Raw genomic sequence first — 26,925 nt, forward strand, 5'->3', positions numbered from 1 at the left:
TCCAATTTTATGGTTGACGTCGCGTGAGACGTGTTCTGTGCGTGTTTGGTGTGCTGGTTCGTGGTGGGGTGTTTGAGCTGGTTTGCGGTCTCGGGTCGATGTCTGTTTTGTCTGGTTCCCGGGCTGTGGGGCCGGGATGGGGGCTGGTCAGGCCGCGAGGGCGCTGTCGGTGGTGGCCCAGGCGAGGCGGAGGGTGTGGATTTCCGCGTCGGTCGGGTTCGCGGGCCGTGTGGGCTGATATTGGGTGGTGATCAGGACGCGGCGGAGCTTGACGGCGAGGTCGGCGGTGCAGGGGCGGGTCTTGGTGGTGTACCAGGGGGTGCGGGCGCGGTGGTCGGCGGCGTCGCCGTGGTGGTGGCCGGTGGTGAGGTACCAGGCGAAGGCGAGGGTCTGGCAGGCCAGGCCGAACGGGACGGTGCGTTCGACGGCGGCGGTGAGTCGGTTGCGGGCCTGGCCGACCCCGAAGATCTGCTTCGCGTCCGCGATCGCGACCTCGATCGACCAGCGGGCCGCATAGCGGGCGACGAGCTCGGCGGGCCTGGTCAGGGTGTCGGTCGTGACGAGCGCGAGGTCGTAGGTCCCGGGCCGGTCGGTGTCGCGGACGAGGACGACGGTGACGGGGCGGGGGCCGAACACTCCGTACCACAGGCAGCGGATGACCGCCGTGTGCACGGTCCCGGCGCGGCCGTAGCGGGTCACGGCCGTCGGGCGGAACGTCGCGGCCGCGGCGAGCTGGGCGAGGGAGGGCAACCGGTCGCCCTTGAGTCGGGGCCGGCCACGTCTCCCGGTGCGGGGTGGGGCGGGGGCGAACAGGGCGGCGTCGCGGCGGAGCCGGGTCGTCCAGGTCACCGAGGCCGGCAGTCCCCTGAGCTCGTCGCCGGCGTAGGCGGCATCCGCGACGACGTGGACCCGGCGGGCGGGGAACGCCCCGGCCAGCTGTTCGACCGCGCGGGCGGCCAGCCAGAGCCGCGAGGCCGAGACGGTGTCCTTGCGGACCAGGCGGGCCAGGACCGGCAGGCAGACCGGCCGGCCGAGCAGCGGCGCCGGCACGACGAGGCCGACGATCACCCAGTTGTTGCCGAACCCGACCTGGTCTGGCCCCTTCGCGGATCCGTCGTGGAACCAGCCCACCGCCCACACCTTCTTCCCCGCCCGGTGGAACAGGGTGTCATCGACGACGACGTGCAGCGGCCCGGCCGGGACGAGGCGGTCGACGACGAGCCGGGCGAGCGCCAGGCCGACCTTCTCCGGCGACCAGACCGCCCGCGCGAAAAACCGGTGCGCCCGGTCGTGCGGCCACAGCGTGGACAGGCCCGCGCCGACGAGCATCCCGCACACCGTGCGCCGCCCGCCGGTGGCGAGCATCCCCACGACGAGCGCCCGGAACGTCCGGAACGACGGCGCGGTGAAACACGGCCGGAAACCCTCCAGCAGCACCGCCAGAGAAACCGGTATCGTCACGTCCGGGAGCATCGGCGTCCAACTTTCGGGTTGGTACAGGAAACGCTGATGCTCCCGCCACCAGCCCCTCGCGCTGGCCTTCCACCCCTCCGCCACGCACCGCGATACCACCGGCAGGCACCAGGGAATCATCCACCCGAAAGCAATCGGGAAAATTATCCAGCCGTTGCCAGACACTGATCTGGATCAAGAAAACTGCGAAACTCTAGGGCGTACTTGTTCCACCAGCTTTCAATGGCAGCAGTCACCTGGATACGGCGGGCCGTGATATACTCAGCGTGATATACTCAGCAAGATGCTCGGCAAGGAGGTCGTAGGTCAGACGGAGGACGAGGTCACGGACCTCGGCGATGGTTAGTTCTGCGCGGGCCTTCTCCAGTCGGGTGACTATCTCACGTGTCAGCTCGCGGTGGCGGCGCCTCACCCTGGTCAACTCCCGTTTCAGGGAAATCAGCTCCGCCGGGGAGAGCCGCTCGGTATCGGTGCTCTCCTCGCCAGCATCCTCGTCGCCCTGGTCCACTGGCGCCGTAGCAGCCTTGATCTTCGCGTCGAGCTCGGCGCGCTGGGCCTCTACTGTCGCCAGCTCGTCCAGGAAATCCGCGAGGAGCGCCCGGACCAGCCGGTGGTCGAAAGGGTCGGTCTTCGACTGTGCGTCCTCGGCGGCAGTGACGATGGTGGTCACCCAGCCGTCGAGCACCCCGTCATAGCCGTTCGCGGCGAGGGTCCGCAGGTCGAACTGGACGGCGTCCCACCAGCGGACGAAGACGCCGGCGACCTGGAAACGGTCAAGCAGGCCAACGGGGGTCAGCACCGCTGAGAAGCTCTCCAACAGGGCTGTTCGCGTGGTGTGCAACCCACGTTCCGCAGCCAGCCCATCGAAAAGTTCGCAGTTGCCCTCCCACCAAGCCGAGAGCGCTTCCACGGCCTCACGCTCCTGGGCGAGCACCCCCGGGTGACCCTCGACGAGCCGACGAAGATCGCTTTTCGTGACGCCGTCGGCGAAGTCGAGGTAGTCGGCGTCCCGGTCGACGAACACCTCACCGAGGTCGAATCCATGGGCCGCGAATAGACCAGCCTTCGCCGCAACCTCGGCACGCGGCACTCCACCGTGCAGGTGGGCGCGGACGTCCTGTAGCTCCAGGGGCGGCGCGTTATCGGCATACCGGCGGATGTTCAGGTTGTCGTCGGCCGCGCGCAGCTCCTCCCGGGTGACGACCTTCGCGTAGCTGGGGATGTCGGTGAACCCGTGATACGCCGCGACAATCTTTTCGACGTGTTCCGGCATCAGGTAATTCTGCGCCCGGCCGGCGCGGAACTCGGCGTCCGCGTTGACGAACAGCACCTTGCCGGCGCGCTCGGCCGGCTTCGACCCTGGCGCTCGTAGCACCAGAACACAGGCGGGGATACCCGTCCCGTAGAACAGGTTCGGTGCCAGACCGATCACGGCTTCGATGACGTCGTCGTCGAGGAGGGCCGTCCGGATGTCGCGCTCAGTGCCGCCGCGGAAGAGCACGCCGTGCGGCATGACGGTCGCGGCGACGCCGTTCGCGCGCAGCACCGCGACCATGTGCTGGACGAACATCAGGTCGGCCTTCTTGCCGCCCTCGGGAGCCCAGCCCCACCGGAATCGGTTCTCCCGATCCATCCCTTCGCGGCTGTAGTTCTGGGAGAACGGCGGGTTGGATAGCACTCGGTCGAACCGCTCCAGTTCTCCGCTGGAGACGTGCATCGGCTCGGCGAGGGTGTCCCCGTTTCTGATGTCCGCGTCGGGGATGCCGTGGAGCAGCAGGTTCATCTTCGAGATCGACCAGACGCCGCCGTTGTACTCCTGGCCGACCAGCCGTAGATTCCGCGGGTCACCGCCGTGCTCGGCTACCCAGTCCCGGGCGAGGATCAGCATGCCGCCCGAGCCGGAGCACGGGTCGTAGACTTCCATGCCCGGCTTCGGGTCGACGAGGGCTACCATCATCCGCACGACCGCCCGTGGGGTGTAGAACTCGCCACCCTTTTTGCCGGCCGAGTCAGCGAACTCCCCGATCAGGTACTCATACGCTGCACCCAGGAGGTCGGGGAACTCGAAGTCCTCGTTCCGTAGTCTGACCGTGTTGAAGTGCGCGATCAGATCGCGCAATTTGCGGTCCGGGATGCTTGATTGTCCGACTGTCCGGGTGAAGTCGATATGTTGGACGACACCTTCGAGTGCGGTGCTATTGTGATGCTCCAACAGTTCTAGAGCTTTGTTCAAGGCATCGCCGACATTGTGGTGAATTTGGTCTCGTAGCCAAGCCCACCGGGCCTTCTCTGGAACGTAGAGGGTATCCCCATACCGTGCTCGGAGGGTGGCCTGCCGCTCGGCGTCCGTGCGGCTGCGCCCATCGGCAATGAGCTGGGCGATGATTCGCTTCTCGGCCACCTCGAACTCGTCGGACGCACGCTTGAGGAACAGCATCCCGAAGATGTATTCCTTGAACTCCGAGGCATCCATCTTGCCGCGAAGGATGTCCGCTGCCGCGTATAGATGCCGTTCCAGCTGCGGCAACGTCAGCTTGCGCCCCAACACCGTCCCCCTGCTCGTCTCAGATCCAACCGTCGGCCGGCCGTGCCACGGGTCGCCCCTGTCGGCAAGGCTAGCCACAGCCCTGACATGTCGGACAGCCTGCCACCCACGACCCTGAACACCCCGGAACGGACGCATGCCATCACGTGGTCTGCCGGACCGGTCGGCCGTCGCGCATCCGGTCAGAACATCGTCACGAGCCACTTTGGGCCTGCGCGCGGGGCACGCCGACGAGCCGGGCGGCCCCCTCCGTGACGTCACCTGCGCCGCGCGCGAGGCTGCCGGCCTTGGTGCACCAAGGACAGTCGGGATCTTGCCGGCCGTCCTGGAGGGCTCGGCCGCGCGCACGCGGGTGATGCAGGACCGAGGCGCTGTCGGTGGGGTCGTCGTGGAGGCAGACGGCGGCGAACATGAAGTGGTTGACAGCCTCGGCGGTGGGCAGCGCATTCAGCGCAATGACGCTCGCTGCCGGGACCTCCGGCACGTACTGCGCGTTGCGTCGGTCGGCTGCGGAGTGCATCTCGATCGCGAGCTGGGTCGAGTCGATCAGCCCGTTGCACCACAGGCAGCCTTCGGCGGGCAGCAGTAGACGGGCCACGGTGTGGATCTCACCGATCTCGCCGGCTGGACCTACTGGGATCTTGACGCCGACCTGGGTGGCGGGGATCAGGTACTGGTGGACGGTGAGGTTGACCCAGTGTCGGGCGGAGTGAGCGTCTGCGGCGAGAAAGATCCAGTCGCAGGTGGTCAGTGCGTCGCGGGCGTCAGGATGCTCGACGCGGTCGGCGATGGCCGTGATCTGGATGGAGGGGTTGGCTCGGCGCGCGTTTCGCGCGGCGATATTGACCTTGAGTTCGCCGACGTCGTCTGGTTCGGCGGCGACTAGCCTCGGCAGGTTGGTGGCTTCGACCCGGTCGCCGTCGATCAGGACGAGTTCGCCGACGCCGAGGCGTGCGAGGAGTTCGGTGATGATGCTCCCTGCTCCGCCGAGGCCGACGACCGCGACGCGCATTCTGGCGAAGGTCTGCTGCCCGGCTGGGCCGAACAGCAGCGCCTGTCGATCCCACCGCGGGTCGATGTCAGGTGCAGGTGCCGGCCGTGGACGGAGCCAGATGATGTTGTTTCCCGGAACGACGGTCTCGGCGAGGACAGCGCGGGTGCCGTCGGGGAGCCAAAGGTCGCCGGCGGCGGCCCGGGGGGTGAGGACGAGCCCACCGACGATCTGGCGGGTGATCTGCCGCAGGGCTGGGTATCCGCGTTCGTGGCTGGCCATGTCGATCGTCGAGAACGCGACGGCTCCGGGCTGGAGGATGTCGGCGTGGTTGTGGACGGCGAGGTAGACGAGCTTCTCGTCGCGGGCGCGGAGGGCTTGGTCGCGGACGAACGTCGCGTCGAGCGCCCGGTAGCTGGTCGTGCCGTCGACGAAGTCGGTGCCGTCGGCGGCGAGTATGACGTCGCGGGCCAAAAGGCGGGGGCCGCGGGGGCCGTCCGCGTAGCCGGCGAGGATGACGGCTCCGTGCTCGTCGCCGTCGGAGAACAGGTGGTCGGCCAGCGTCGTCCAGAGCTTGACCGGGATGGTCAGGCTCCAGCCGGTGGCCGGTGGGTTCACTGCGAGGTGAGCCATGTCAGGACCTTCTGCGCCTTGAGCGCCGCGTTGTCGACGGCGGGATTCCAACGGTTGGACCTACGGGAGAGCTGAAGCGCCGGCCGGTCCCGCCAGGTGACCTGCTGGATCGCGGAGCCGTGTGGCTGACCGTCGGTCCTGGCGAGCGGGCCTGTGTAGTGCGGGTAGACGTCGGACGCGGGGTAGGTGGCGTTGAGGTGGAAACCGAGCCACGTCGCCGGTGGGTCGTAGAGCGGGGCCACATCGATGCTTTCGACGACGATGTAGGCGCCGCCGGCGCCGTCCGGGGCGACGTCCACCGTGGTGTCGGCGAACTGGTCCCGGACGGCGTCGATGGCCTCCGCGACGGCCGCGGAGAGGGCGATCACGAGTTGTCGTCCGGCGCGACCGCGATGAACTCCTGCTTCGGGTGGACCCGGATCGGGTCGACGTCGCCGATGACCCGGTAGCGCTGACCCTCCCGGACTGACAGCTGGAAGCCGACCTCGATCTGGACGCCTTGCTCGATCGCAGCCTTCTTGATCTCCAGCCCGGTGACCTCCCGGTCCGGCAGGTCGACCTGCTGGCCGTTGACCGTCACCGGGATGCCCGAGGGGCGACGGGCGAGCTCCGCCGCCGCCTCCGCTGTGCTGGCCATCCTGCTCCTCCTCACTCGGTCGCCGCGCTCGACAACCGATCATGTTGCGTAATCCATGCAGTGTTCGAGTTCTCGAACGCCGCCCACGCTACCACGTCCGTCGCGAAGGTCGAACAGTGGTAGAACCTCGACATGAGGATGAGAGGGTCGTGATGGCCAAGACCCGCGTGGACGTCAACGGGCTGTACGGCGCGCTCGACGCAGCGCGCACGGCACGGGGCCTGTCCTGGAGGCAGCTGGCCAAGGAGATCGAGGTGAGCCCGTCGACGATGACGCGGCTCGCCAACGGCCACAAGCCCGAGGTGGACGCCTTCGTCGCGATGACCCGCTGGCTGGGGATGCCCGCAGAGAGGTTTATGCTTGACGACGGCGACGACGAGCGCCCACAGCCTGAACTGGTCGCCGAACTAGCCCCGCTTCTACGGGCGCGCAAGGACCTCGACGCCGAAGATGTCCGACACCTACAAGAGATCATCGGGTCCGCCGTGCGCCGCTTCAACGCCGATCGGGACGCGCGGGAGACATAAGTGGCACGTCCAGGCTGGAATCAGGCCAAGATGAGGGCGCTCGCCGCCGAAATCCGCGTCGAAATGGGCATCGGATCCTTCGACCGACTCGACCCTTACCGGATCGCGGAGGAGTACCGAGTCCCCGTCTACCCACTGCAAGAACTAGGAGACCACCGCGGCCAGTGCTCCGAAGCGGCGATCGCGCACTTCACCGTCACCCGGCGAACGAAGTGGTCGGCGGCCCTCGTCGCCGCGGGCTCCAACCGGATGATCATCGAGAACGCGGCACACGAGGAGGTGCGGCGTCGCTCGAACCTCGCCCACGAGATCTCGCACCTTCTCCTTGAACACGAGTTCGACACCCTTCTTCTCACGGACGACACCACCTGCTTCACGGATGAGAAGAAGGAGAAGGAGGCCCAGTTTCTCGCTCGCGAACTCCTCATCTCGGAGCAAGCGGCGAAACAGGCAGCCTTCAAAAGGCTCACCAACGAGGAGGTCGGAGCCCTCTACGACGTCAGTTCCCAGTTTGCGCAGTGGAGGATGTCGGGGCCACGCGTCTACGCACAACGTTCTCTCGCGCGCCAGAACGGGACCTCCTGAGGTCGATCCTCGCTGCAAAACATCTGAGTTGGCCGGCCTGACGGCCGTGTCGCAGCCGCCCTGACCATCGTGCCCGTCGTACGGCTCATGTGGATGTTCGAATGTGCCGGTCGCCCGGCCGAGATGTCGCGTCGCCTTCGCCGTCACGAGGTGGGTGGCTGTGGTGGCCGGTCGTCGACGGCGGCTCCAGTGTCTCGGCGCAGCTGAGTGACCAGGTTGCGTGCGGTGCCCGTGCCGACGTTAAGCCGCTTGCGGAGGGTTTCGGCGGAGATGGGGCGGTGGTGGTGTTGCCAGTGGAGGACGTCTTCGGCGCGGGCGCGGTGGAGGAGGTCCTGCCGGCGTGCGTCCCGCTCGGTCTGACGTGATGTGGCATCTGCTGGTTTCCGTTGGCTCTGGGCGATCGACGGTGGCGTTACCGATGTCTGCGGCTGGTCGGCATCCTTGGCTTCGGCCGCGGGGTAGAGGCTCCGGGGTGGGGCGGTGGTCTGGATGGCGTGGAGGAGGCCGGGTCCGACTTCTGCCCATCCGATAAGGAGGAGGGGGCCGACAGCATCGAAGGCGGCTTTGCCGTAGTGGCCGGTGATGAGGGGTTCGGTGATGTTCAGGGCGAGCGTGACCGTGCTGGCGAAGATCAGTAGGCGTCGTGCGGCGCGGATGACGTCGGCGGGTCCGCCGTGCAGGGTGAGGTGGCGTGCGCCGAGGAGGAGCCCGACGACAGAAAGATCAACTGCCGGCGCCACGAGGATGGCGACGTAGGTCGGGACTCCCAGACGGATGCCGAGTGCGGCGACGTTGCCGAGTCCGAAGAGGAAGGTGAGCCCGACGACAGTACCGACGATCACGGTCACCATGCGGGCGGTGCCGTTCGGACCCACCAGGTCTACGGAACGTGTGTTCGATCCGGCTGGCGAGGTTGCTGGCTGGGTGCTCACGGGGCGTCGTCCCTGGCCAGGAGCCTTGTGGAGACCGGTCGGACGGTGATCTCGGGGCCCTGAACCAAGATCAGACGGTTCTTATTGTGGTGCGTTAGGTCCACCAAAGGATTCATACTCGAACCCCGGTCATGATCTTCATGGCCGGGGTCCGTCGTTTCTGGGCCCTCGGATGGGCCCAGTCCCGACCCTTCTGTGATACATGTCACGTCGGCCATATCCGCGAGCCGCAACTCCCGTGTGTGACGTACCACACGTTCCATGGATGCCCAGGGCTGGGCCAGCATCGTGCCGGTCTCTTTTACATCAAGTTCAATGCGCACCAAAAAGGCCCGGTTCAACATCCGCCGGATCTCCGGGGTGGCCTGCTGGTAGATCGCAGGGCCCAGGCGCATCAGGGTGACGGCCTGACGGAAGGTCTCGGAGATGTCTTCGTGCTCGGTTTCGGCTTGGGCAAGAGCCCGCTGGGCGGCCAGCTGCTCCCGGCCGATGCGGTCTTGCTCCGTCTTCAGGAGGTCGAGTGGGATGGCGTCGGCATAGGCCATCTGGACAAGCTTGCGCCGTTGGTCATCCAAGACCTTCATCTGGCGGGCAGCCCGTTGCCGGGTCTCCGCGCGGTCCGCGCTCCCAAGGTTCAACTTGTCTTGGAGGGCGACCTCTGCCGCTTCGGCGTCAACCTCGTGCATCCGCACCCATAGGGGCCAGCCACGGACAACGTTGTCTTCCACGTGATGGGCGGGCAGATACGGCAAGCTGCACTTTCTGCCCTGATGACGGCCACCGCAGACGTAGTAAGCGAACTCGTCGCCATGCTTGCCTTTGACCCCGCCAGTCGTAGAACTCCGGCCGGAAGCGACACAGCCTCCCCAGAGCCTCGACGCGTCCTGGTTCGTCCTGCACACTGCCCATCATGACCTTCGGTTCGATCACGGCTTCTTTGGCGAGAGCAAGATCTTCCGAAGATCGTTCCACGTCACGAGGACACGCCGAACCACCCCACAACACCAGTAGGTATCACGCAACGTGACAGTCGGAGGTTAAAGGGCGAGTTCACGCCGGGCGCCCAGAAGTGGGGGAGCCGGCTGATTGATCTGCTCCATGAGGTCAACACCCTCGTCGTCGCCCACACCGCCGGGAAGACCGAGCCCCTATCCAGGAGATGATCGACAGGCTGCTGACCTGGTACAACACCGACGTCTGCATCGGCGAACTGGCGAACATCTCCAGATCCTGGACTGACGAGAGAAACCATCCATGCTTGGGACTCGCCCTGGCCCGCCGCGAAGGCGAGCCTCGATACGGGATCGATCGGGCCCTCAGCAAGCACGATCCTCCCTGCTCAGAAGCACTTTCCCGCTTATCTCCACCAACAGAAGATCAATCCGGCGAAAGTCCGAGGCTAGCGCAACAGCAACCCCGGCAACCTCTCCGTGATCACCCACTGTCAATGCTGCGCCACGCAACGATCCTTCGGATCGGGGAACCCTGTTACCAAATCCTGCATGTGACTGGATTCACACCAGGTGCGCTGGCCTGCTGAGGCTGCGTGCCGACTTGACTGCCATGATTCGAAGTTGTTTGATCTGACCTGTGGTCAGATCTTCATCTCGGCGAACTGCAGCATCCGCGTCGACGGCGAGCCTGGCGGTGTGCGCATTGCGTGTAGTACCGGCCGGCGGACTTGTGCAGGTGACATGTTGCCCTGGAGAGATGCGCACAGTTACGGGAACAGTTATAGCTGTATAGGGAAGAGGTAAACCCTCGGGGGATGGGCATAGCTAAGTATTCTATCAAGCCAAGCATTGGAGTGCTGTGGAAGCCTGACAGGGTGAGTTCTTCAGACTTGCAATCGAGGAAACTGGCAGCGAACCATTGGAGTGTCACGCCCTATTTCTAGGATGCGTCCGTAAGGATACGGCGGAGATGCTCGCCAGGCGACGGGATCAGAATGATCCGCCGATGCTGTGAGCTTTGAACAGAAAAAGCAGTCATGTGTGCGGCCGGCTTTGATTCGCTCGCCGAGTTCGCAGGAGTCTAACCGCCTCGATCTTTTTATGTGAGGGATATATCGACACTTACCGAAAGTATGACACCTATGCTGCGAGGCTCCTAGTAATCAGAATGGGAATCATGACAATCACTGTGGGAATCAATGGCTTCGGCCGTATCGGCCGTAGCTACTTCCGTGCGCTGCTCACTTCCGGTGCCGACATCCGCGTGGCCGCGGTCAACGACCTGACCAGCGCGCAGAGTCTGGCGGACCTGCTGAAGTACGACAGCGTGTACGGGCCGCTGCCGCAGCAGGTCGCGGCGGAGGGCTCATCGCTCAGGGTCGGGGACACCGTGGTCGAGGTTCTCAGCGAACGCGACCCGGCACAGCTGCCGTGGCGCCGCCTCGGAGTCGACGTTGTCATCGAGTCGACGGGCGTGTTCAACGACGCGGCCAAGGCCCGGGCGCATATTGATGCCGGCGCCTCGAAGGTGGTCGTCTCTGCTGCGGCAAAGAACGCGGATCTCACCCTCGTCATCGGTATCAACGATGACCTGTACGACCCCCAGAAGCACACGGTCGTCTCCAACGCTTCGTGCACGACGAACTGCCTGGCTCCCATGGCCCGGGTGCTCGATGACGGGCTCGGCATCGAGTGCGGCACCATGACCACGATCCACGCCTACACGCAGGATCAGAACCTGCAGGACGGCCCGCACCCCGACCCCCGGCGCGCCCGTGCGGCCAACCTCAGCACCATCCCGACCACCACCAATGCCGCCAGTGCGATCGGCCTCGTGCTCCCAAACCTGAAGGGCAAGCTCGACGGGTACTCGGTGCGGGTTCCTGTTCCCGTTGGCTCGCTGACCGACCTGACCGTCCGGGTGGACCGTGAGACGACGGTGGAGGAGGTCAACTCGCTTTTCCGCAAGGCGGCGGACGGTGAACTTGCACGAATCCTGCGCTACACTGCAGACCCGGTCGTTTCCGCGGATATCGTCAAGGATCCGGCGTCATGCATCTTCGACTCCCTGCTCACGCAGGTTATCGAGGGGCGCCACGTACACATCTTCGGCTGGTACGACAACGAGTGGGGATTCTCCAACCGCCTTATAGACACAACCCAGTTGGTCGGCGGCGCGACTGCATGACGGAACTGGGCAGGGGGGCCACAGTGAGTCAGCCGTCCTGGCGGGTGAGGAACGCCGTGCCAGCCATGCGCGGTCAACGGCAACGTCGGCATGACCTCGTCGGGCACGACGACGCCGGTGGGATGGGTACCGGGGTCGAGCTTGGCGTGCACGGTCAGCCCGGTGCGGGTGGTGGTCGTCCCGATCGTAAACATTCAGCTTCATTGTTGATGTTGCTGTGAGTGGTTGGCGCTCGTTCCGGGTCCGCCTGTTGGCTGATGTGTGGCGCATCGGATCTGGTGCGTGTGGTGATGTGGTGGGGTGCCGCCGCCGGAGGAGATGCCGATCGAGGGGCTGATCGCCCTCGTCCGCGCGCAGGCGGAGTTGATCGCCGAGTTGCGGGCGACGGTGGCGACACAGGCCAGGGAGATCGCGAAGCTGACGGCGAAGGTCGCTGACCTGGAGCGGAAGGTGTCGCGGAACTCGCGGAACTCGTCGTTGTCGCCGTCCACGGACGACGCGATCCCGGGGCGGAAGCCGCCCGGCCCGGCGGGGTGTCCGGGGCGCCGGTGTCTTACGGGCCGGAGTTGCGTGCGCTCGCGCTGTACTTCCTGGTCCGCCAGCACCTGCCGGTCGAGCGGGCCAGGGAGGCGATCGCCGAGCTGTGTGTGTGTGTGGGGGGGGAGGTCTCGGCGGGCTGGCTGCGCTCGCTGCTGGCCCTGGGCGCGGACGTGGTCGCCGAGCCGGTCGACGCGATCGAACAGCGGATCGCCGCGGAGAAGGTCGTCGGGTTCGACGAGACCCCGCTGAAGGTCGGGCCGAAGGGCGAGAAGCGCTACGTGCTGTCCGCGTCGACGCTGCTGTTCACGCTGTTCATGCTGGGCGGCGCGACAAGGCGAGTTTCTGGGTGTTCCTGCTCGGCCGGATGCTCGGGGTCGTCGTCCACGACCGTTACGCCCTCTACGACGCCGAGGAGTTCGTCGGTTTCCTGCACCAACTCTGTGTCAGCCATCTGCTGCGTGACCTCCAGGACGCCGTCGAGACCTACCCGGAGGCGGTGTGGCCGGTCCAGCTCCAGCAGGCGTTGCGGGGCCTGGTCCACCAGGCCAACCTCGCCCGCGCGGCCGTGCTGGCCGAGGTCCCCGCCGCGCTGCGCGACCCGCTGGTCGCCGAGTACCGCGGCGCGGTCCGCGTCGGGCTCAGGGATGTCCCCGCGGCCGAGAAGGGCGCGAAGCAGCCGGTCGGCCGCTGCCTACTCGAGTGCCTGCGCGACCGCCAAGACGACATGCTCCGGTTCGTCTTCGACCTCGACGTGTGGCCGACGAACAACCAGTCCGAAGGCGACCTACGGCCGTTCAAGACCCAGCAGAAGATCTCCGGACGGCTCACCTCCGCGGCCGTGGCCGCCTGCCGCCTCCAGATCGCCAGCTACCTGTCCACCACCCGCAAACACAGCGTCTCCGCCCTGCACGCCCTACGGCTCGCGTTCCGCGGCACCCCCTGGATGCCACCACCCGCCGTCGCCCCCACCTGACGGGCACCCCACCGATCCCACCGATCCCGCCGCGCCGGCCCCGCCTGCACGGCCCACAGCCACGCCCACGAACCGCCACCTACAGCAAGATCCCTAAACCAGGTGAATGCTTACGACTTGGCGGCCCGACCCTCGACGCGGTTCTCGGCGCATCACGACGCCCACGAGAGCCCCGAACAGCTCAGCGACGAAGACCGGGCACGGCTCTCCGTGGGCGGAAGTCCCCGCCGGGCGAAGTCAGGGTAATTTCAGGGGATCAGCATCGCCTTGCGGGCGCGGACGACGGCTTCGTAGCGTGTGCCCGCGTCCAGTTTCCGCATGGCGGATTGCAGGTATGCCTTGACCGTTTCGCGGGAGAGCGAAAGCCGGTTTGCGACCTCGGCATTGGTGCAGCCAAGCGCGACCTGGGCGAGGACATCGGTCTCACGGGTGGACAGGCGTACCTTGGAATTCTTTCCCGGCCCGCTCTCGCCGACGGCGACGAGACGTTGTGCGGCCGCGTAGATCCTGCGCTGGAGCGCCGAATCGGACATGGCTCCCGCGATGGCCCTCAGTTCGGAGTGCACCGAACGAAGTTCCTCGAGCGTGGCGGCGTGCGCGGGCTCGAGCTGTCTGACGGCCGCGAGCGACTCGGCCATCGCCAACCGATGATCGACTTCGTCGCGGATGGTGAGCTCGTGGACGAGCCGCCGGCCCGCGGCAACGATCTCGTCCCGTATCCGGTCGCCCAACGCGGCGGGCTGGCGCACCGCGCCGTAGAGGACGGCACGGCAACGGCCACCAGCGTGAACGGGAACCGCGAGTAACGAGGCGAGACCTTCGCGGAGGACGGGCCGGTCGTAGTCATGCGTGATGCTCCGCGCGCTGGCGTAGTCGGTCACCCCGACCGGGCGGCCCTGCAGGATCACCCGGCCGCCCAGTCCCGTGCCGGGACAGACCTCCAGATTGTGCAGGCCGGTGGTGCGAGTGCCCAGGAACTCCGTCAGGCGCAAGCGGTTGCCACCCACCTCACCGGCGAATGCCACCGGGACTCCGCCCTGCCGGATGATGGTGCGCAGCTCGGCCCGCAAGGCCGCGCGGTCGTCTGGACGAAGTAATCGGGTGTCACTCATCGCGTCCGTCCTCATTGCGCACACCGCCATGTTGTGCACGTCACAGTAACCCGGCCGAGGCAAGCCGTCGACCGGCCATCCCCGTGACCATCACGCGACCATCACGCGGCTACCTCCGCTACCACCCCGTGGCCATCCCCGCCTGCTACCAACTTTCGGGGGTGGCCGGCGGGGGCGGCTCGGCACGACTCTGTGCGGTGTTGGAAGGAGTTTGCCGATGACGTCGACTGCCGCGACCGAGACCTACCGCACTGCCCGCGATCTTCTGATCAACTTGCGCACGGACTACGGCAAGGCGCTGGAGGAGTTCCGCTGGCCACGGTTCGAAGGCCAGTTCAACTGGGCCATCGACTGGTTTGACCCAATCGCCCGGAACAACGACCGGGTGGCGCTGTGGATCGTGGAAGAGGATGGTTCGGAACGTCGGTGCACCTATGACGAGATGGCCCGTCGCTCGGACCGGGTAGCGACCTGGCTTGCCGGGTTAGGCATCGGCAAGGGCGATCCGGTGATCCTCATGCTCGGCAACCAGGTGGAGCTCTGGGAGTCGATGCTGGCGCTCATGAAGCTGGGCGCGGTAATCATACCCACCACTACCGCGATCGGTCCGACGGACCTCGCCGACCGGATCGAACGCGGCGGCGCCACCTGCGTGATCGCCAATGCCGCCGACGCGGTGAAGGTCAAGCTGAAAAACCTGAACGGTGTCATTGTAGGTGGCGAGGCCGCCGGCTGGCGCCCCTACACCGAGGCCAACGGCGTCACCGAGGTGCACCGGTTCGAATCCCGTACCGCCCCCACCGATCCGCTGCTGTTCTACTTCACCTCCGGAACCACCAGCCGGCCCAAACTCGTCGAGCACAGCCAGGTGTCCTATCCGGTCGGGCACCTGTCCACCCTGTACTGGACCGGGGTGCAACCCGGTGACGTGCATCTCAACATCAGTTCCCCTGGCTGGGCAAAGCACGCGTGGAGCTCGTTTTTCGTGCCGTGGATCGCCGAAGCAACGATCTTCGTCTACAACTACGGCACGTTCGACCCCGCCAAGCTGCTGGCGCAGCTCCGCCGGGCTGGCGTAACCACGATGTGCGCGCCGCCGACCGTGTGGCGCATGCTCATCAAGGTCGATCTTTCCGGCGGGCCCGGCGCGCTGCGCGAGGTGCTGTCGGCCGGTGAACCCCTCAATCCGGAGGTCATCGACCAGGTCCGCGCCCACTGGGGCCTGACCCTGCGCGACGGGTTCGGCCAAACCGAGACGACCGCCCAGGTCGGCAACTCACCTGGCGCCGCCGTCAAGCCGGGGTCGATGGGCCGTCCGCTGCCGGGCGTGCCCACGGTCCTGGTCGACCCGGTGAGCGGCCAGCGCTCCAGCACTGAGGGAGAGCTGTGCCTCGATCTGGCCGCGCACCCGCTCGCGCTAATGACCAGTTACCGTGGCGACCCCGAACGCAACGCGGAAGTACTGGCCGGCGGCTACTACCACACCGGTGACGTCGCATCCCTCGACGAGGACGGCTACCTCACCTACATCGGCCGTACCGACGACGTGTTCAAGGCCTCGGACTACAAGGTGTCCCCCTTCGAACTGGAAAGCGTCCTCGTCGAACACCCGGCTGTGCTCGAGGCAGCCGTCGTGCCCGCACCCGACGAGGTACGCCTGGCCGTGCCGAAGGCCTACATCGCACTTGCTCCGGGATGGGAGCCGAACCGCGAGACAGCGGAGGCGATCCTCCGTCACGCCCGCGAAAACCTTGCCCCCTACCTGCGCGTCCGGCGGCTGGAGTTCTACGACCTACCCAAAACGATCTCCGGCAAGATCCGGCGCGTCGAGCTGCGCAGCAGGGAGAGCGAAGCCGCGGGCACCCGCCTCAGCATGGAGTACCGCGACACCGACTTTCCCAGGCTGACCAGCCGTAAGGCCGACTGATCGACCAGACACCACGGGCCGTGGATGGGGCGCGCTGGAGTGCGTGCCCCGTTCCGGGGGTCGTCCAGTTCGGCAGCGGTGAGCCCGGTGGCGCTCAGGCGACTCGGTTATGAGGGGCGAATGAGGGCGCCCGCAAGCATGACCTGGGCTTCCGATATCTGGTCAGATCGGTCAGAGGAGCTCCGCGGCGTCGGTTCCGCGTCTGCCGGACTGCCACATGATGGCCAGCTCGGTACGTGACCGCACGCCGCACTTGGCGAGCACATGGGTGATGTGACGTTTGACGGTCCACTCCGAGATCCCGAGCTCCCGAGCGATCAATCTGTTGGGCCATCCATCGGCAACGTAGCGGGCGATTTCGTGCTCGCGGATCGACAAGACTATTCCCGCCGGCGCGACCTGATGTTCGAGATGGCTGCGCAGCAGGTACGACAACGTCGGCCGAAGTCCCCGCAGGAGTTCGTGATCTCTATGATCGAAGGTGCGCCCGCCCGTCGCGACGACTCCGATGTAACCGTGAACGGGCAGCGAGGTATCCAGCCAGACGAGGATCTTGTCACTGATGTCGTTTTGCGGCAAGAAATCCTCGAGGAATTCTCCGCATCTGTCGTTGCCGAGGGCCATCTCTGCCAGTTGCGGGAGCACGGCCTGGCCGTATTCCTGCATCAGTTGACGAGCGAACTTGTGCGCGAAGACATCTCGACCGGCATACCTGTCCAGGTAGCGTGCCATGAGCTCGGGAAGGATGCCACGAGTGCGGGGCTCGCTCAATTCCAGCTGCAATGACGGGTGGCGGCCGAGGGAGAAGGTGAGGTGCTCGTAGCCAAGGTGCGCCGAGAACGCGTCGAGGACGACGCTACGGAAGGACGGTGACTCGGTCGCACCGACACAGTCGTTGATCACCGCGAGAGTGCGGCGGTAGTCCGCAGCTTCCAGCTCCACGATGGCCTCCAGCAAACATGCGTCCAGCGCGACGTTACCCACCCGGAGAGACGCCACTTCCGAACGAATCACCATATCACTCGCCGCCAAGATTTTCAATGCCACCTAAGTGGCATTGAGGCGGACCTTCACGACAATCATTGTAGTGGTGCCGGTCACATTCTAGTCCAAGGTGAAATCCATGAAAGAGCATATCGTTACCGGGGCCGCGGGGGCACGACTACGAGTCCTCGAGCACAGCCCGGAAAAGGCGCCCACCGTCGTGCTGGTCCACGGCCTGTCGCTGAACGCGGGCGTGTGGGACCCGCTCGTTGCGCGGATCCAGAATTCGTTCCGCATCCTGGCGCCCGACCTTCGTGGGCATGGCCGCTCGGATGTACCCGAGGACGACACCTACGCGCTCAGCCGCACGTGGGCCGAGGACCTCGCGGCGGTTATCTCGCTCGCCGGACCGGGGCCGGTGGTTCTGGTGGCGTGGTCCTACGGCGGTCTGGTGGCTACCGACTTTCTACGCACCTACGGACAGTCCGGTCTGTCCGGACTGGTGTTGGTGTCCCCGTTGCGCAAGATCGGTAGCGCGGACGCCCTGGCGCTGTTGGGACCGGACTTTCTCGCGACAGCCGGTGGACTGACCTCGACCGACCTCGGCGAGGCGGTTCCCGCTGCGGGCGCGTTCGTCGATCTACTGCGCGCCGGGGACTGGGATCAGGCCACCCGCGAACGACTGCTCGGCGCCGTCCTCGCGGTACCGCCGCGGGTACGGGCCGCGATCCTCGGGCGCGTCGACGACGGCGATGAGGTGCTCGCCGAACTGACCATCCCCACCCGGATCATCTACGGCAGCGACGACACCGTCATCATCCCGGCCGCCTTCGCCGAGTTGGACACCATCATTGCCGCGGCGACCGTGACCGCGTACCCCGGCGTGGGGCACATACCGTTCGTGGAGAACCCCACACGCTTCGACACCGAACTCACCGAGTTCGTCGGCACCCTTTCATCTGCCACTGCTGCCGTGCGCTGACCGCAGCATCCACCCGATTATTCGGCATGGTGGCGGACGCCGTGCCGTACCGAAGTTGGGCGAAGGTAAGGGCCCACCGGTGAACGCGGGTACGCATCCTGAAGAACGGCATTTATTCGACCGGTTCCGCACCTGCCCGTACCCGGTCGACGCTTTCAATCAGGACGTCTTCATGGCCTTCTTCGTGGGTCTTCTTCGTACTGGAGACGGACGGCCGCTAGAAACCAAGATGGAAAAGTAAACACCAATCAGAAAGGGAATCAATAACATGATCGCTATTACCGTCGAGGAGCGGATTGCTCTGCAACGTGCGACCATCGAGGAGCACATTCGCCAGGAGAACGCCAAGGAGTGGGAGAAGGTCTACGACACCTTCGTGCGTGACGAGCGTTCCTTCTACGATGTCGTCCCAATGAGCACCCATTACGAAGGCATCCGGGGCGTGCAAGACTTCTACGAGGCGCTCACTGTCGCCTTACCAGACTTCGTCATCACCGTCACCGGAGAATACGACCTCCCCGGCTATTCCTGGCGAGAGGTGACTGTCACCGGAACGCATCGGAGCGAGTTCGCCGGTATCACTCCACAGAACCATGTGGTTCGCTTCGAAATCGCCGCACTCTACCTCTTCAGCGACGACAACCCCGGCAAGCTCATCGCCGAACGCGCGTACTGGGACAACGACTCGATCTTCCGCCAGATGAAGGGGGAGGCCGACGCCCCCCGCGGCGGAGTTGGCCTGACCGACCGCGAACCCATCCGCGCAACCATCGCATAACCCACATCCACGGACAGGGCGCGCCGTCGTAACGGGCGGCGGCGTTGCCCTGTCCTGCACAGGCAGGGAAGGCCGCCGAGGACAACAAAACGCGCAGGCGCGCCCTGGCGGCTGACCACCTACCGGCCGGGCGAGATCTCGCATATCCACAGTGTCATGGACGGCGAGGCGCGCGGGCTACGGTTTCCGGGCGATTCCGCCATACATGTACACGTGGGCATCGTCCAGCGCAGCCGCCTCCTCGTCGGGATGCCAGTGGTGGACGAGCACTACTCCGGGGTCAAGCAGTTCCAGCCCGTCAAAGAAACGCTCGACCGTGCTTTTATCGCGCGCGATCAGCGGAATGCCGTTGGCGTTGTATGCGGCCTCCCCGGCGCGAGCTTCCTCGGGCGCGCTGTCGGCCGTGGCGGTCGACAGCGCCAGGATGCTCCCCGCCGGCAGCGGGCGCATGAGCCGGTCGATGATATCCTGAACGATCGCGTCATCAGTGATGAACTGCACGATCGCGATCAGACTGACCGCCATAGGCCGGCCCAGGTCGAGAGTTTCCCGCAGTTGCTCGGGCTCCAGGATCCCCTCCGGGTTGCGGAAGTCGGCGTCGAGATAGGCGGCCCGGCCCTCGGGGGTACTGGCGAGCAGTGCTCGGGCGTGCACCAACACGATGGGTACCACCCCTGGGCTGCACATGGCGTCCGGCATCCGGTCCTAGCGCTCTTATGCGTGCCAGTGGAGATCGCTTCGTCCTGGTGCGTGGAAGTCAGCCGAGGGTCGTAGGCAGAAGCTCAAAGGCGCCGCAGTGGCTGGGAACGACGATCTGGAAGTCCTTGCGGTCGACCGTCGCGACCTTGGGTGTGCCCAGGCGTTCCGCTGTAGCGACTACCGCGGCGTCGACTGCGTCGAGCGGAAGATCGGCATAGCGCCGCACCAGTTGGGCAGCGCGGTCGAGGTCCGCGGCTGTCGGCGCCTCCACGTCAAGCTCTCCGGCCGCCAGTGACTCCAAGAACGTGGCGGCCAGTTGCGGCGTTCCGTGCCCCCGGCGCGCAAGCAGGTAACAAACCTCGGTGATGACCATCGCGGGAACTACCAGGGGCTCGGCGGCCGCCACGAGGAGGTGGGCACACGATTCATGGAACTTGTCCCGCTTGTTGATGGCAGCGACGAGTACACCGGTGTCGATAACTATCACCGGTCTGGCTCGCCTAGCTCCTCGTGAAGGATTCGAGATGAACGTTCAGCCAGATCGCGTTCACCATCCATGATCCCGATGAACGACAAGCGGCGCCCCGGTGTGGCTGCGCTGTCGTCAACCTGCCGTGCTGACTCCGTGGCCGGACGCGGGCCGAGCATGCCACCCAAGATCACATAGAGCGCCTCCACCTGGGTAGGCGCAAGCCGATCCACCATCCGGTGCACATCGGCCACATGCGGCGCGGTTGTCATGGTGCCAGCGTAGCCCGCTCGGACGGGGCGGTAGCGCGTCGTCGGGACGGATGCGCCGTCCCTGCCGACGCGTCGGGACGTTCCTGCGGGCGTTGCTGTGGGGTCATGCCCGTCCGCTCGAGAAGGTCGCCCGAGCGGTGACCGCCGCGCTGCCGCGCCACGCGCCGGTGCTGTTCCGCCTCGTCGACGAGGCTCTGGCAGTGCGGTGGCCGGCGCACTGCGTCCGAGCCGCGCGACGTGTGCAACTCGGGTACGGACCAAAGGCCGGGCCCGGCTACCTAAAGATGCTGGTGAGACGCCCGAATCTACGCCGATACGATCGGTTCGTTGTCGACATAGAGAATCCGCGATTCCGGCGCGACCTCATGTAGGTTCGGCGCGGTCGGCAGCCCGGTACCGATATCCAGGAACTGCCGGATGCCGTGCTCCGCCGCCAGGACGCGGGCCATCCTGACCATGAAGTTCCGGTTGGCCCGCATGGACGTGGGTAGGTTGGGCATACTCCTGGTGAACTCCGCGGCCGCAGCCCGGTCCGCCGGGAAGTTTTCCTTGCCGCCGAGTATGTAGTCGTAGACCCGCGCCGAGTGCGGAACGTCGCTCTTCAGGTCGACGTTCGGCGGCGCCCAGTCCGGCACCACCGAGCCGTGGGTCCACCCGGCGTTGTCACCTTTGGCCACGACTCCCCCTAGCTCTGACAGCGCCCATACACAGACGCACTGATTATTTCTCCCAGACTCTCCCATGACCCCGTAATGGCGGCATCGGATGGGGTCGGGGAGTGACGTCCTCGGGGAGTGTTGCCTCCTGGGATCCTGGGCATGCCTGGCCCCCTCGGCCCGCCTTCGGCCGCCCCGGGCTCCGGGGGCGGACACCGGATGGAGATCATCGTCTCGTGAGCACCGAGCTGATCGATCTGTCGGTACCCATCGTGACCGGCATGCCCGTCTACCCGGGGGATCCCGAGGTCGACGTGTCACCGGCACTGACCACGGCCGAGTCCGGCGTCAACGTGCAGCGCCTGCACCTGGGATCACAGACGGGCACGCATGTCGACGCCCCCTTCCACATCGACGACTCGCTGCCCAGGCTTGACGAGGTTCCGCTTCAACGTTTCACCGGACCCGCGGTTCTGCTGGACGCGCGGGGCTACGGTCCACAGGCGGCGATCGGCCCGGAGGTGCTATCAGGCCCCTTTACCCGCCCGTTTCCTCACGATGTCGTCGTCCTCATCGTCACAGGATGGTCCGTCCACTGGGGCCACGACGGGTACCTACGACATCCCTATCTCGCGCCGGACACCGCGCGGGCCCTCGTCAACGCGGGTGTCCGGACGGTCGGTATCGATGCGCTCAGCGTTGATCGAACACCCGGACCGGGCCAGGATGTCAGTCTCGCGGCCCACCGGATTCTGGGTGGGGCCGGTGCCGTCATCGTAGAGAACCTGACCAGTCTCGATCGACTTCTCACCGCCCGGGCGAACGGACGGCCCATCCACATCGTCCTGTTCCCGATTCCGCTCGCCGGAGCCGACGGTGCCCCGGTCCGGGCAGTCGCAAGCGTCGGCCCCGCGGATCAGCTCCCCACCGCGTGCCGTCGCAGCAGCGGGTCGAGTTCGCCGGACGTGTCCCCCACGACGTTCCCGCCCGCCGGTGACGCATCGGCCGTCGGCCCGGCCGGCGTCGCCGTACCCGAGGGCATGATCCCGGTGGGAGCCACCAGCCCACCGTGCGTCCCCGGGGGGTTCACCTGTACCCGGCCGGGACGTGAGGTGGTCGAGCGCGTGCCCACGCGGGGCGCGGACCGGATGGCCGGCCGGGCCGAGGCCACGTCCACACCGACGACACCGTCCACACCGACAACACCGTCCACACCGACAACACCGTCCACACCGTCCACACCGGTCTCGCCGTAGCCCGTCTCGGGGTACTCGGCGAACCGGGCGAGATCGTCCTCCTCCGCGCCCTCGTCCAGGCCTGGCTGACCAGCCGCCAGAGCGCCGAGGTCGATCGTCTCGGCGCAGGCGATCGCGAGCTCCTCGTCGGTGAGCTCCTCCACCGGCTGCTGGCCAACCCGCTCCTCCAGGGAGTCCGGTCCCGGCTGACGCTGCCGGTAGGCGAAGGAGGACCCGATCGGGGGCCGTCGGCGCCGGGCGGCCCGCTCGGCCTCGATCCGCCGGTCCATCGCCGCACGCGCGGTGGCCAGCCGCCGCTCAGTCTGCGCCGACCGGCGAAGATGAACGAGGTACGCGCCGAGTACGGCATCAACGAGGAACTGCCCGGCGATCCACAGCCCGCCGAGGACGGCGGCCAGCACGATGCTCACCGCAAGCAGGACGAGCAGGACGAGCAGGCGCTGCCGACGCACCCGCATCAGGGCGGCACGCTCGGCGTCCGCCCGACGCTCGGGACCGCGCGCAGGAACATCCACCCGCGGATCGTCGGGGTGCGCACCCGACCACCGTGGGCGGCCGGGGCACCCGTCCTCCGAGCCCCCGCCCTCCGGATCCTCGCCAGCAGACCCGCCACCGGATAGCAACGCGCCACCGGTCGAAGCGTCCTCGACGATCGGCGTGCCGGCCGCGATGGGCATCCCGGGGACGACCGGCTGCCCGCCGGGGGCTCCGGCCTCCCGGGACGGCTCGGCGGACACCGAATCCCCGAGCTCCGCGAGGTCGACCGGTCCATCGAAGAATTCCGCGTGCGACATTCCCGTTCCTCCCACGGTGAAGACGCCGCCATGATCGCCGCCGAAACGATCGACGACGGCACCGCCCCGGCCGGGCGGCCGTCGGGAGAGCACCCGCATCGCAACCGTGAAACGCTCGGTGGACCGCTGCTGCGCCGTCGTGTCGTGACGGCGCAGCCACATCGGGATCAGCACGAACCCCCAGACCGCGACGATCGCCACCCAGATCAACGCGCTCATCGGATCACACCTGCACGACCCTGGTCGCTCCCATCATCGACCACCATGATCCCGCCCGCCCCCATACTCCCACCCGCTCCTGTGGTTACGTTGTCAATCTCGCGGGATCTGTGGTCTCCGTGGTGTTCGCCGTTATCGGGGGGAGGGAACGCCGCGGGAAACGCGTCCCACCCACCACCCACTGGATGCGCACCATCCGCGGCGAGCGCGGCGGGTGCGGGCGCTCTGACCATGAGGAGCCTCTTCTCGACACCAACGATTGCGATTTCGTAGTCGACGCTAGTGAGCGAAATCCACGTGGTCACCGACCCGGAGCCCGCGTGTCGCATCCGCAACCGGATGGGCGATGGTGGATGTGTGGTCGTCAAAACGCACCGTGGCACCCCACCAGAACCGCGCATGGCCTATGGAAGCCCTCGTAGAGAGCATCGGCATCCGGTCAGGACCTTCACTTTGTCACCGGATTGAGATCCGGAACGACGGGCGGTGACTAGAAGGGACTACATCCGGTAACCGACACCGTCCCGGTGGCGGAGTGGAACGTGTCACGCAAGCCATGGATCCAGGCATCGTTCTCAGGCGCGGCGGCACCGTCGGGCACGGCACCGTCCGGGCACGGCACCGTCGGGCGGCGCGGCGGCCGCTCAGGGCCGGCTGTACCGGGTCTCCCGCCAGCGGTGCACCAGGCCCTCGGGGACGTCCTCGGTCGTCAGCGCGAATCCGATGTGGTCGTGGTAGCGGCCGTCGATGGCAAGGAAGTGCCGGTGCAGCCCCTCCTCGCGGAAACCGAGCTTCGCGAGCACCCGCCGGCTCGCGGCGTTCTCCGGGCGCACATTCGCTTCCACCCGGTGCAGCCCGACCGGCCCGAAACAGTGGTCGACGACGAGCGCGAGCGCGGTCGGCGTGATGCCTCGACCGGCGTACTCGCTGTCGATCCAATAGCCGACCTGAGCGCTGTTGAACGCCCCGCGCACGATTGTGGACACGGTCACCTGACCGACGAGCCGCCCCTCGAAGGTGATCGCGAACGGCAACGTGGCGCCGAGCCGGGCCTGCTGGCGCAGGCGGTGCCACATCTGACGGTAGATCGAGAGGGTCTGGCGCTGCGCCCAGGTCTCGCGGACCATCATCACTCCGGGTGGGGTCGCCTCCCACGGCGCCAGCCAGTCGGCGTTGCGCAGCCGCACCTCGACCCACGTGGAGGCGTCACGCAGACGAAGCGGCCGCACCTGGACCCGTCCGTCAGTCAGGACTGCCGGCCAACCCGGAGCTCCCACCGTCGCGCCCTATCCGGCGTCAACGGCATCGACGGCAGCGGCATCGACGGCAGCGGCATCGACGGCAGCGGCAGGGCCCGCGGACCCCGCGGCCGGGTGCCCGTGGTCGTCGGCTCCGCGCAGCTGGGCGACGGCATGACCCACCACCCCGGCCAGCACGCCCAGCCCGTCGCGTACCCCACCGGTCGAGCCGGGCAGATTCACCACCAGGGTGGCGGCGACGGTTCCGACGAGCCCACGGGAGAGCATCGCCGCCGGCACGGTCTCCCGACCCGCCGCGCGCAGCGCCTCAGCGAGTCCGGGCACGGCCCGCTCAATCACCTCGCGCGTCGCCTCGGGGGTGACGTCGCGGGGACCGAGGCCGGTGCCACCGGTGCTCACCACCAGGTCCACTCCGTCGGCGACGGCGGACCGCAGCGCCGCGACGATCTCATCCCGCCCGTCCGGGACGATCGTCGCCGCGCCCACCTCGAAACCGAGCTCGACGAGCCCGGCGACGAGCAACGGGCCCGACCGGTCGGCATAGATCCCTCGGTACGCCCGGTCGGAGACGGTGATGACCCGGGCCCGGGCACCCGCGGGAAGGTGGCGCCTGCCACTCATTCCGCGGACCCCGCGTCCGGCGGGGGGTCGGCATGCCAGTCTCCGGAGCGCCCCCCGGTCTTCGCGATCACTCGCACCCCGGTCAGCTCCGCGGCGGGATCCACCGCCTTGACCATGTCGTGCAGCGTAAGCCCGGCGACGGCGACGGCGGTCAGCGCCTCCATCTCGACGCCGGTCCGGTCCGCCGTCCGGACGGTGGCCATGATCACCACACCGTCGTCCCGTACGTCCAGCTCGACCGTGACGCCGGAGATCGCGATGGGATGGCAGAGCGGAACGAGATCGGGCGTGCGCTTGGCCCCCATGATCCCTGCGACCCGGGCGACTGCGAGGGCGTCGCCCTTCGGTAGCCCCTGCCCGCGCAGCAGCGCCACAACCTCGGGAACGACCCGCAGCATACCGGTGGCGGTCGCGGTACGGACGGTGACGTCCTTCGCCGACACGTCGACCATGCGGGCCGCGCCGCGATCGTCGACGTGGGTGAGCCGGGCGGCGGTCACCGGGCCGCCGATCCGGCGGCCCGGGGCACGGCCGCGTTCCCCCGGCCGGCTTCGGCCCGCGGGCCGAAGCCGGCCGGGGAAGCCGGATCCGGGGAAGCCGGATCCGGGGCATCGACGTCCGCAGTGTCCGCAACCACCCAGGCCATGCCGGAGAGAATGGCCCCCGATGCGTCCGGGAGCAACAACGCCGGCAGCCGGCTGCCCGCCGGCACCTCGGTAACCCCCTCGGGGATGATCAGCAGCGCCTGCGCTCCCGCCAGCGAGGTGAGCTGATGTGACCCCTGCCCGCCGGCCAGATGGGCGACGGTGGCGGGTTCCAGGCGCCTACCGTCCCCGCTCCGCTCCAGCCCCACCCTCGGGAAGGACCTCTTCCCGAGGGGGGAACGCAGGTCGGATCCGACGGTCACGACAATCCGCGGGAGCCCGGTGCCGGCGAGACCGCGCATACGTTGCAGGGCCGGGCGGACGAACAGCTCGAACGAGATGAGGGCGCTGACCGGGTTCCCCGGCAACGTGAAGACGGGCACACCGTCGACCAGGCCGAAACCCTGCGGCTTGCCCGGCTGCATCGCGACCCGATCGAACCGGACAGTCCCGGTCCGCGCGAGCACCTCCTTGACGACGTCATATGCCCCGACGCTGACGCCACCGGTCGTCACCACAGCATCCACGTCGGGAAGCACCCCGTGCAGGGCTGCTGCGAAGGCGTCCGGCTCGTCGGGCACCCCGGCCAGGCGGCGTACCACCGCGCCGGCCTCCCGTGCCGCGGCGGCGATGCCATGGCTGTTCGAGTCGACGATCTGCCCGGCGCCCAGCGGTGTACCGACCTCGACAAGCTCGGTCCCGGTGGACAGCACCGCCACCCGCGGCCGGGGATGCACCGGCGGGCAGGCCACGTTGACCGCGGCGAGCAGGCTGATCTGCGCGGAGCCGATGATCGTCCCGGCGGGGAGCACCAGGGCGCCCGGGGCGACGTCCTCCCCCGTCCGGCGGATGTGCAGGCCACGGCGCGGCGCCCGCTGGACCGCAACGGTCCGGCGGCCACCGTCGGTCCACTCGAGCTGGACGACCGTATCCGCTCCCGGGGGCAGCGGGGCCCCGGTCATGATGCGTACCGCGGCGCCGGGGAGCAGCGCGGCCGGCGAACCCGGACCCGCGGGGACGTCGCCGATGACCGGTAGGGAGACGGGAGTGGCCGCCGACGCCTCGGCCACGTCGGCGGCCCGGACGGCGTACCCGTCCATGGCCGAGTTGTCGAACCCGGGAAGCGCGACCGTCGCCCGGACGTCCGCGGCGAGCACGCATCCGTGCGCCTCGTCCAGCCTGGCCTGCCGAGCGCGGGTCGGCCGCACCGTAGCCAGGATCCGCTCGAGGTGTTCATCCACCGAAGTCATGGGCGCCCGTCCAATTCTCTGCCCTT

24 protein-coding genes and 5 pseudogenes are annotated in these 26,925 nt (G+C 67.3%); 10 read left to right on the forward strand and 19 right to left on the reverse strand.

Translation table 11 applies throughout. The features are described from left to right. Nucleotides 1–147: 147 nt before the first annotated feature. The 5 genes from FRANCCI3_RS20275 to FRANCCI3_RS20295 form a co-directional block, all read right to left on the reverse strand. Nucleotides 148–1,461, reverse strand: a complete 1,314-nt coding sequence (locus FRANCCI3_RS20275) for an IS701 family transposase (RefSeq protein WP_237704540.1) — start codon at nucleotides 1,459–1,461, stop codon at nucleotides 148–150. Between the two features lie 244 nt (nucleotides 1,462–1,705). Continuing rightward, complete coding sequence (locus FRANCCI3_RS20280) at nucleotides 1,706–4,021, reverse strand: type I restriction-modification system subunit M (RefSeq protein ID WP_201783638.1); 2,316 nt, start codon at nucleotides 4,019–4,021, stop codon at nucleotides 1,706–1,708. Nucleotides 4,022–4,211: 190 nt separating this feature from the next. Beyond that, nucleotides 4,212–5,642 carry a ThiF family adenylyltransferase gene (locus FRANCCI3_RS20285; protein ID WP_011438385.1) on the reverse strand — a complete coding sequence of 477 codons (1,431 nt, stop codon included), beginning with the start codon at nucleotides 5,640–5,642 and terminating at the stop codon, nucleotides 4,212–4,214. Next, nucleotides 5,624–6,010 carry a hypothetical protein gene (locus tag FRANCCI3_RS20290; protein ID WP_035958626.1) on the reverse strand — a complete coding sequence of 129 codons (387 nt, stop codon included), beginning with the start codon at nucleotides 6,008–6,010 and terminating at the stop codon, nucleotides 5,624–5,626. The genes FRANCCI3_RS20285 and FRANCCI3_RS20290 overlap by 19 nt, the downstream gene beginning before the upstream one ends. Next, on the reverse strand, nucleotides 6,007–6,279 hold the full coding sequence (locus FRANCCI3_RS20295; RefSeq protein WP_035958625.1) for a multiubiquitin domain-containing protein: 273 nt from the start codon (nucleotides 6,277–6,279) through the stop codon (nucleotides 6,007–6,009). The genes FRANCCI3_RS20290 and FRANCCI3_RS20295 overlap by 4 nt, the downstream gene beginning before the upstream one ends. Before the next feature lie 152 nt (nucleotides 6,280–6,431). Between FRANCCI3_RS20295 and FRANCCI3_RS20300 the strand changes: the two genes are divergently transcribed. Both FRANCCI3_RS20300 and FRANCCI3_RS20305 read left to right on the forward strand, forming a co-directional pair. Continuing rightward, on the forward strand, nucleotides 6,432–6,806 hold the full coding sequence (locus FRANCCI3_RS20300) for a helix-turn-helix domain-containing protein (RefSeq protein WP_011438387.1): 375 nt from the start codon (nucleotides 6,432–6,434) through the stop codon (nucleotides 6,804–6,806). A 30-nt stretch (nucleotides 6,807–6,836) separates the two neighbouring features. Next, on the forward strand, nucleotides 6,837–7,391 hold the full coding sequence (locus FRANCCI3_RS20305) for an ImmA/IrrE family metallo-endopeptidase (protein ID WP_035958634.1): 555 nt from the start codon (nucleotides 6,837–6,839) through the stop codon (nucleotides 7,389–7,391). 143 nt (nucleotides 7,392–7,534) lie between these two features. Here the strand turns inward: FRANCCI3_RS20305 and FRANCCI3_RS20310 are convergent, their stop codons facing one another. After that, nucleotides 7,535–8,323 carry a hypothetical protein gene (locus FRANCCI3_RS20310; protein ID WP_011438389.1) on the reverse strand — a complete coding sequence of 263 codons (789 nt, stop codon included), beginning with the start codon at nucleotides 8,321–8,323 and terminating at the stop codon, nucleotides 7,535–7,537. Further along, complete coding sequence (locus FRANCCI3_RS20315) at nucleotides 8,320–9,009, reverse strand: hypothetical protein (RefSeq protein ID WP_035958624.1); 690 nt, start codon at nucleotides 9,007–9,009, stop codon at nucleotides 8,320–8,322. Before FRANCCI3_RS20315 ends, FRANCCI3_RS20310 begins: the two co-directional genes overlap by 4 nt. 1,444 nt (nucleotides 9,010–10,453) lie before the next feature. Here FRANCCI3_RS20315 and gap point away from each other — a divergent pair. Beyond that, a complete protein-coding gene (gap, locus tag FRANCCI3_RS20320) occupies nucleotides 10,454–11,464 on the forward strand; it encodes a type I glyceraldehyde-3-phosphate dehydrogenase (RefSeq protein WP_035909368.1) in 1,011 nt (336 codons plus the stop codon). 38 nt (nucleotides 11,465–11,502) lie between these two features. Here the strand turns inward: gap and FRANCCI3_RS26455 are convergent. Next, nucleotides 11,503–11,652, reverse strand: a pseudogene (locus tag FRANCCI3_RS26455) (hypothetical protein); the annotation flags it as partial. Between the two features lie 130 nt (nucleotides 11,653–11,782). Here FRANCCI3_RS26455 and FRANCCI3_RS29205 point away from each other — a divergent pair. The 3 genes and pseudogenes from FRANCCI3_RS29205 to FRANCCI3_RS20330 all read left to right on the forward strand — a co-directional run. Next, nucleotides 11,783–11,905, forward strand: a pseudogene (locus FRANCCI3_RS29205) (hypothetical protein); the annotation flags it as partial. A 107-nt stretch (nucleotides 11,906–12,012) separates the two neighbouring features. Further along, nucleotides 12,013–12,216: pseudogene (locus tag FRANCCI3_RS29210) on the forward strand (IS66 family transposase); the annotation flags it as partial. A 134-nt stretch (nucleotides 12,217–12,350) separates the two neighbouring features. Then, entirely contained in the window at nucleotides 12,351–12,977 is a 627-nt protein-coding gene (locus FRANCCI3_RS20330) for an IS66 family transposase (protein WP_049760999.1), read from the forward strand. A gap of 248 nt (nucleotides 12,978–13,225) precedes the next feature. On the opposite strand, the gene FRANCCI3_RS20335 is transcribed toward FRANCCI3_RS20330, so the two are convergent. Then, entirely contained in the window at nucleotides 13,226–14,089 is an 864-nt protein-coding gene (locus FRANCCI3_RS20335; RefSeq protein ID WP_023840038.1) for a LuxR C-terminal-related transcriptional regulator, read from the reverse strand. A 217-nt stretch (nucleotides 14,090–14,306) separates the two neighbouring features. Between FRANCCI3_RS20335 and FRANCCI3_RS20340 the strand changes: the two genes are divergently transcribed. Next, the gene (locus FRANCCI3_RS20340; RefSeq protein ID WP_011438396.1) at nucleotides 14,307–16,016 is read left to right on the forward strand and encodes an AMP-binding protein; all 1,710 of its coding nucleotides are present in this window, start codon (nucleotides 14,307–14,309) and stop codon (nucleotides 16,014–16,016) included. Between the two features lie 171 nt (nucleotides 16,017–16,187). Here FRANCCI3_RS20340 and FRANCCI3_RS20345 read toward each other — a convergent pair whose 3' ends face one another. After that, nucleotides 16,188–17,063: a helix-turn-helix transcriptional regulator gene (locus FRANCCI3_RS20345; RefSeq protein WP_148214921.1), complete on the reverse strand. Its 876-nt coding sequence runs from the start codon at nucleotides 17,061–17,063 to the stop codon at nucleotides 16,188–16,190. A 76-nt stretch (nucleotides 17,064–17,139) separates the two neighbouring features. On the opposite strand from FRANCCI3_RS20345, the gene FRANCCI3_RS20350 reads away from it, so the two are divergent. Together FRANCCI3_RS20350 and FRANCCI3_RS20355 are read left to right on the forward strand one after the other, a co-directional pair. Then, complete coding sequence (locus FRANCCI3_RS20350; protein WP_011438398.1) at nucleotides 17,140–17,982, forward strand: alpha/beta fold hydrolase; 843 nt, start codon at nucleotides 17,140–17,142, stop codon at nucleotides 17,980–17,982. A gap of 268 nt (nucleotides 17,983–18,250) precedes the next feature. Further along, complete coding sequence (locus FRANCCI3_RS20355) at nucleotides 18,251–18,760, forward strand: ester cyclase (protein ID WP_011438399.1); 510 nt, start codon at nucleotides 18,251–18,253, stop codon at nucleotides 18,758–18,760. Nucleotides 18,761–18,937: 177 nt separating this feature from the next. Here the strand turns inward: FRANCCI3_RS20355 and FRANCCI3_RS20360 are convergent, their stop codons facing one another. From FRANCCI3_RS20360 to FRANCCI3_RS20375, 4 genes and pseudogenes are all read right to left on the reverse strand, one after another. After that, the gene (locus FRANCCI3_RS20360; RefSeq protein ID WP_108913780.1) at nucleotides 18,938–19,420 is read right to left on the reverse strand and encodes an SAM-dependent methyltransferase; all 483 of its coding nucleotides are present in this window, start codon (nucleotides 19,418–19,420) and stop codon (nucleotides 18,938–18,940) included. Between the two features lie 97 nt (nucleotides 19,421–19,517). After that, a complete protein-coding gene (locus FRANCCI3_RS20365) occupies nucleotides 19,518–19,946 on the reverse strand; it encodes a type II toxin-antitoxin system VapC family toxin (protein WP_011438401.1) in 429 nt (142 codons plus the stop codon). Continuing rightward, nucleotides 19,943–20,200, reverse strand: coding sequence for a hypothetical protein (locus tag FRANCCI3_RS20370; protein ID WP_131728916.1), 258 nt, complete (start codon nucleotides 20,198–20,200; stop codon nucleotides 19,943–19,945). Before FRANCCI3_RS20370 ends, FRANCCI3_RS20365 begins: the two co-directional genes overlap by 4 nt. A 314-nt stretch (nucleotides 20,201–20,514) precedes the next feature. Further along, nucleotides 20,515–20,943 (reverse strand): annotated as a pseudogene (locus FRANCCI3_RS20375) (SAM-dependent methyltransferase); the annotation flags it as partial. 194 nt (nucleotides 20,944–21,137) lie between these two features. On the opposite strand from FRANCCI3_RS20375, the pseudogene FRANCCI3_RS29215 reads away from it, so the two are divergent. Next, a pseudogene (locus FRANCCI3_RS29215) lies at nucleotides 21,138–21,767 on the forward strand (cyclase family protein); the annotation flags it as partial. Nucleotides 21,768–21,772: 5 nt separating this feature from the next. Here the strand turns inward: FRANCCI3_RS29215 and glpR are convergent. The 5 genes from glpR to glp form a co-directional block, all read right to left on the reverse strand. Further along, on the reverse strand, nucleotides 21,773–23,125 hold the full coding sequence (gene glpR / locus FRANCCI3_RS28405; protein WP_011438405.1) for a gephyrin-like molybdotransferase receptor GlpR: 1,353 nt from the start codon (nucleotides 23,123–23,125) through the stop codon (nucleotides 21,773–21,775). Between the two features lie 644 nt (nucleotides 23,126–23,769). Continuing rightward, entirely contained in the window at nucleotides 23,770–24,402 is a 633-nt protein-coding gene (locus FRANCCI3_RS20390) for a GNAT family N-acetyltransferase (protein ID WP_011438406.1), read from the reverse strand. Between the two features lie 9 nt (nucleotides 24,403–24,411). After that, nucleotides 24,412–25,005, reverse strand: coding sequence for a MogA/MoaB family molybdenum cofactor biosynthesis protein (locus tag FRANCCI3_RS20395; protein ID WP_011438407.1), 594 nt, complete (start codon nucleotides 25,003–25,005; stop codon nucleotides 24,412–24,414). Continuing rightward, nucleotides 25,002–25,505, reverse strand: a complete 504-nt coding sequence (moaC, locus tag FRANCCI3_RS20400; RefSeq protein WP_011438408.1) for a cyclic pyranopterin monophosphate synthase MoaC — start codon at nucleotides 25,503–25,505, stop codon at nucleotides 25,002–25,004. The genes FRANCCI3_RS20395 and moaC overlap by 4 nt, the downstream gene beginning before the upstream one ends. Next, nucleotides 25,502–26,899, reverse strand: coding sequence for a molybdotransferase-like divisome protein Glp (gene glp, locus FRANCCI3_RS20405; protein ID WP_083494902.1), 1,398 nt, complete (start codon nucleotides 26,897–26,899; stop codon nucleotides 25,502–25,504). Before glp ends, moaC begins: the two co-directional genes overlap by 4 nt. Nucleotides 26,900–26,925: the final 26 nt, after the last annotated feature.

Source organism: Frankia casuarinae (assembly GCF_000013345.1).
Taxonomy (GTDB): domain Bacteria; phylum Actinomycetota; class Actinomycetes; order Frankiales; family Frankiaceae; genus Frankia; species Frankia casuarinae.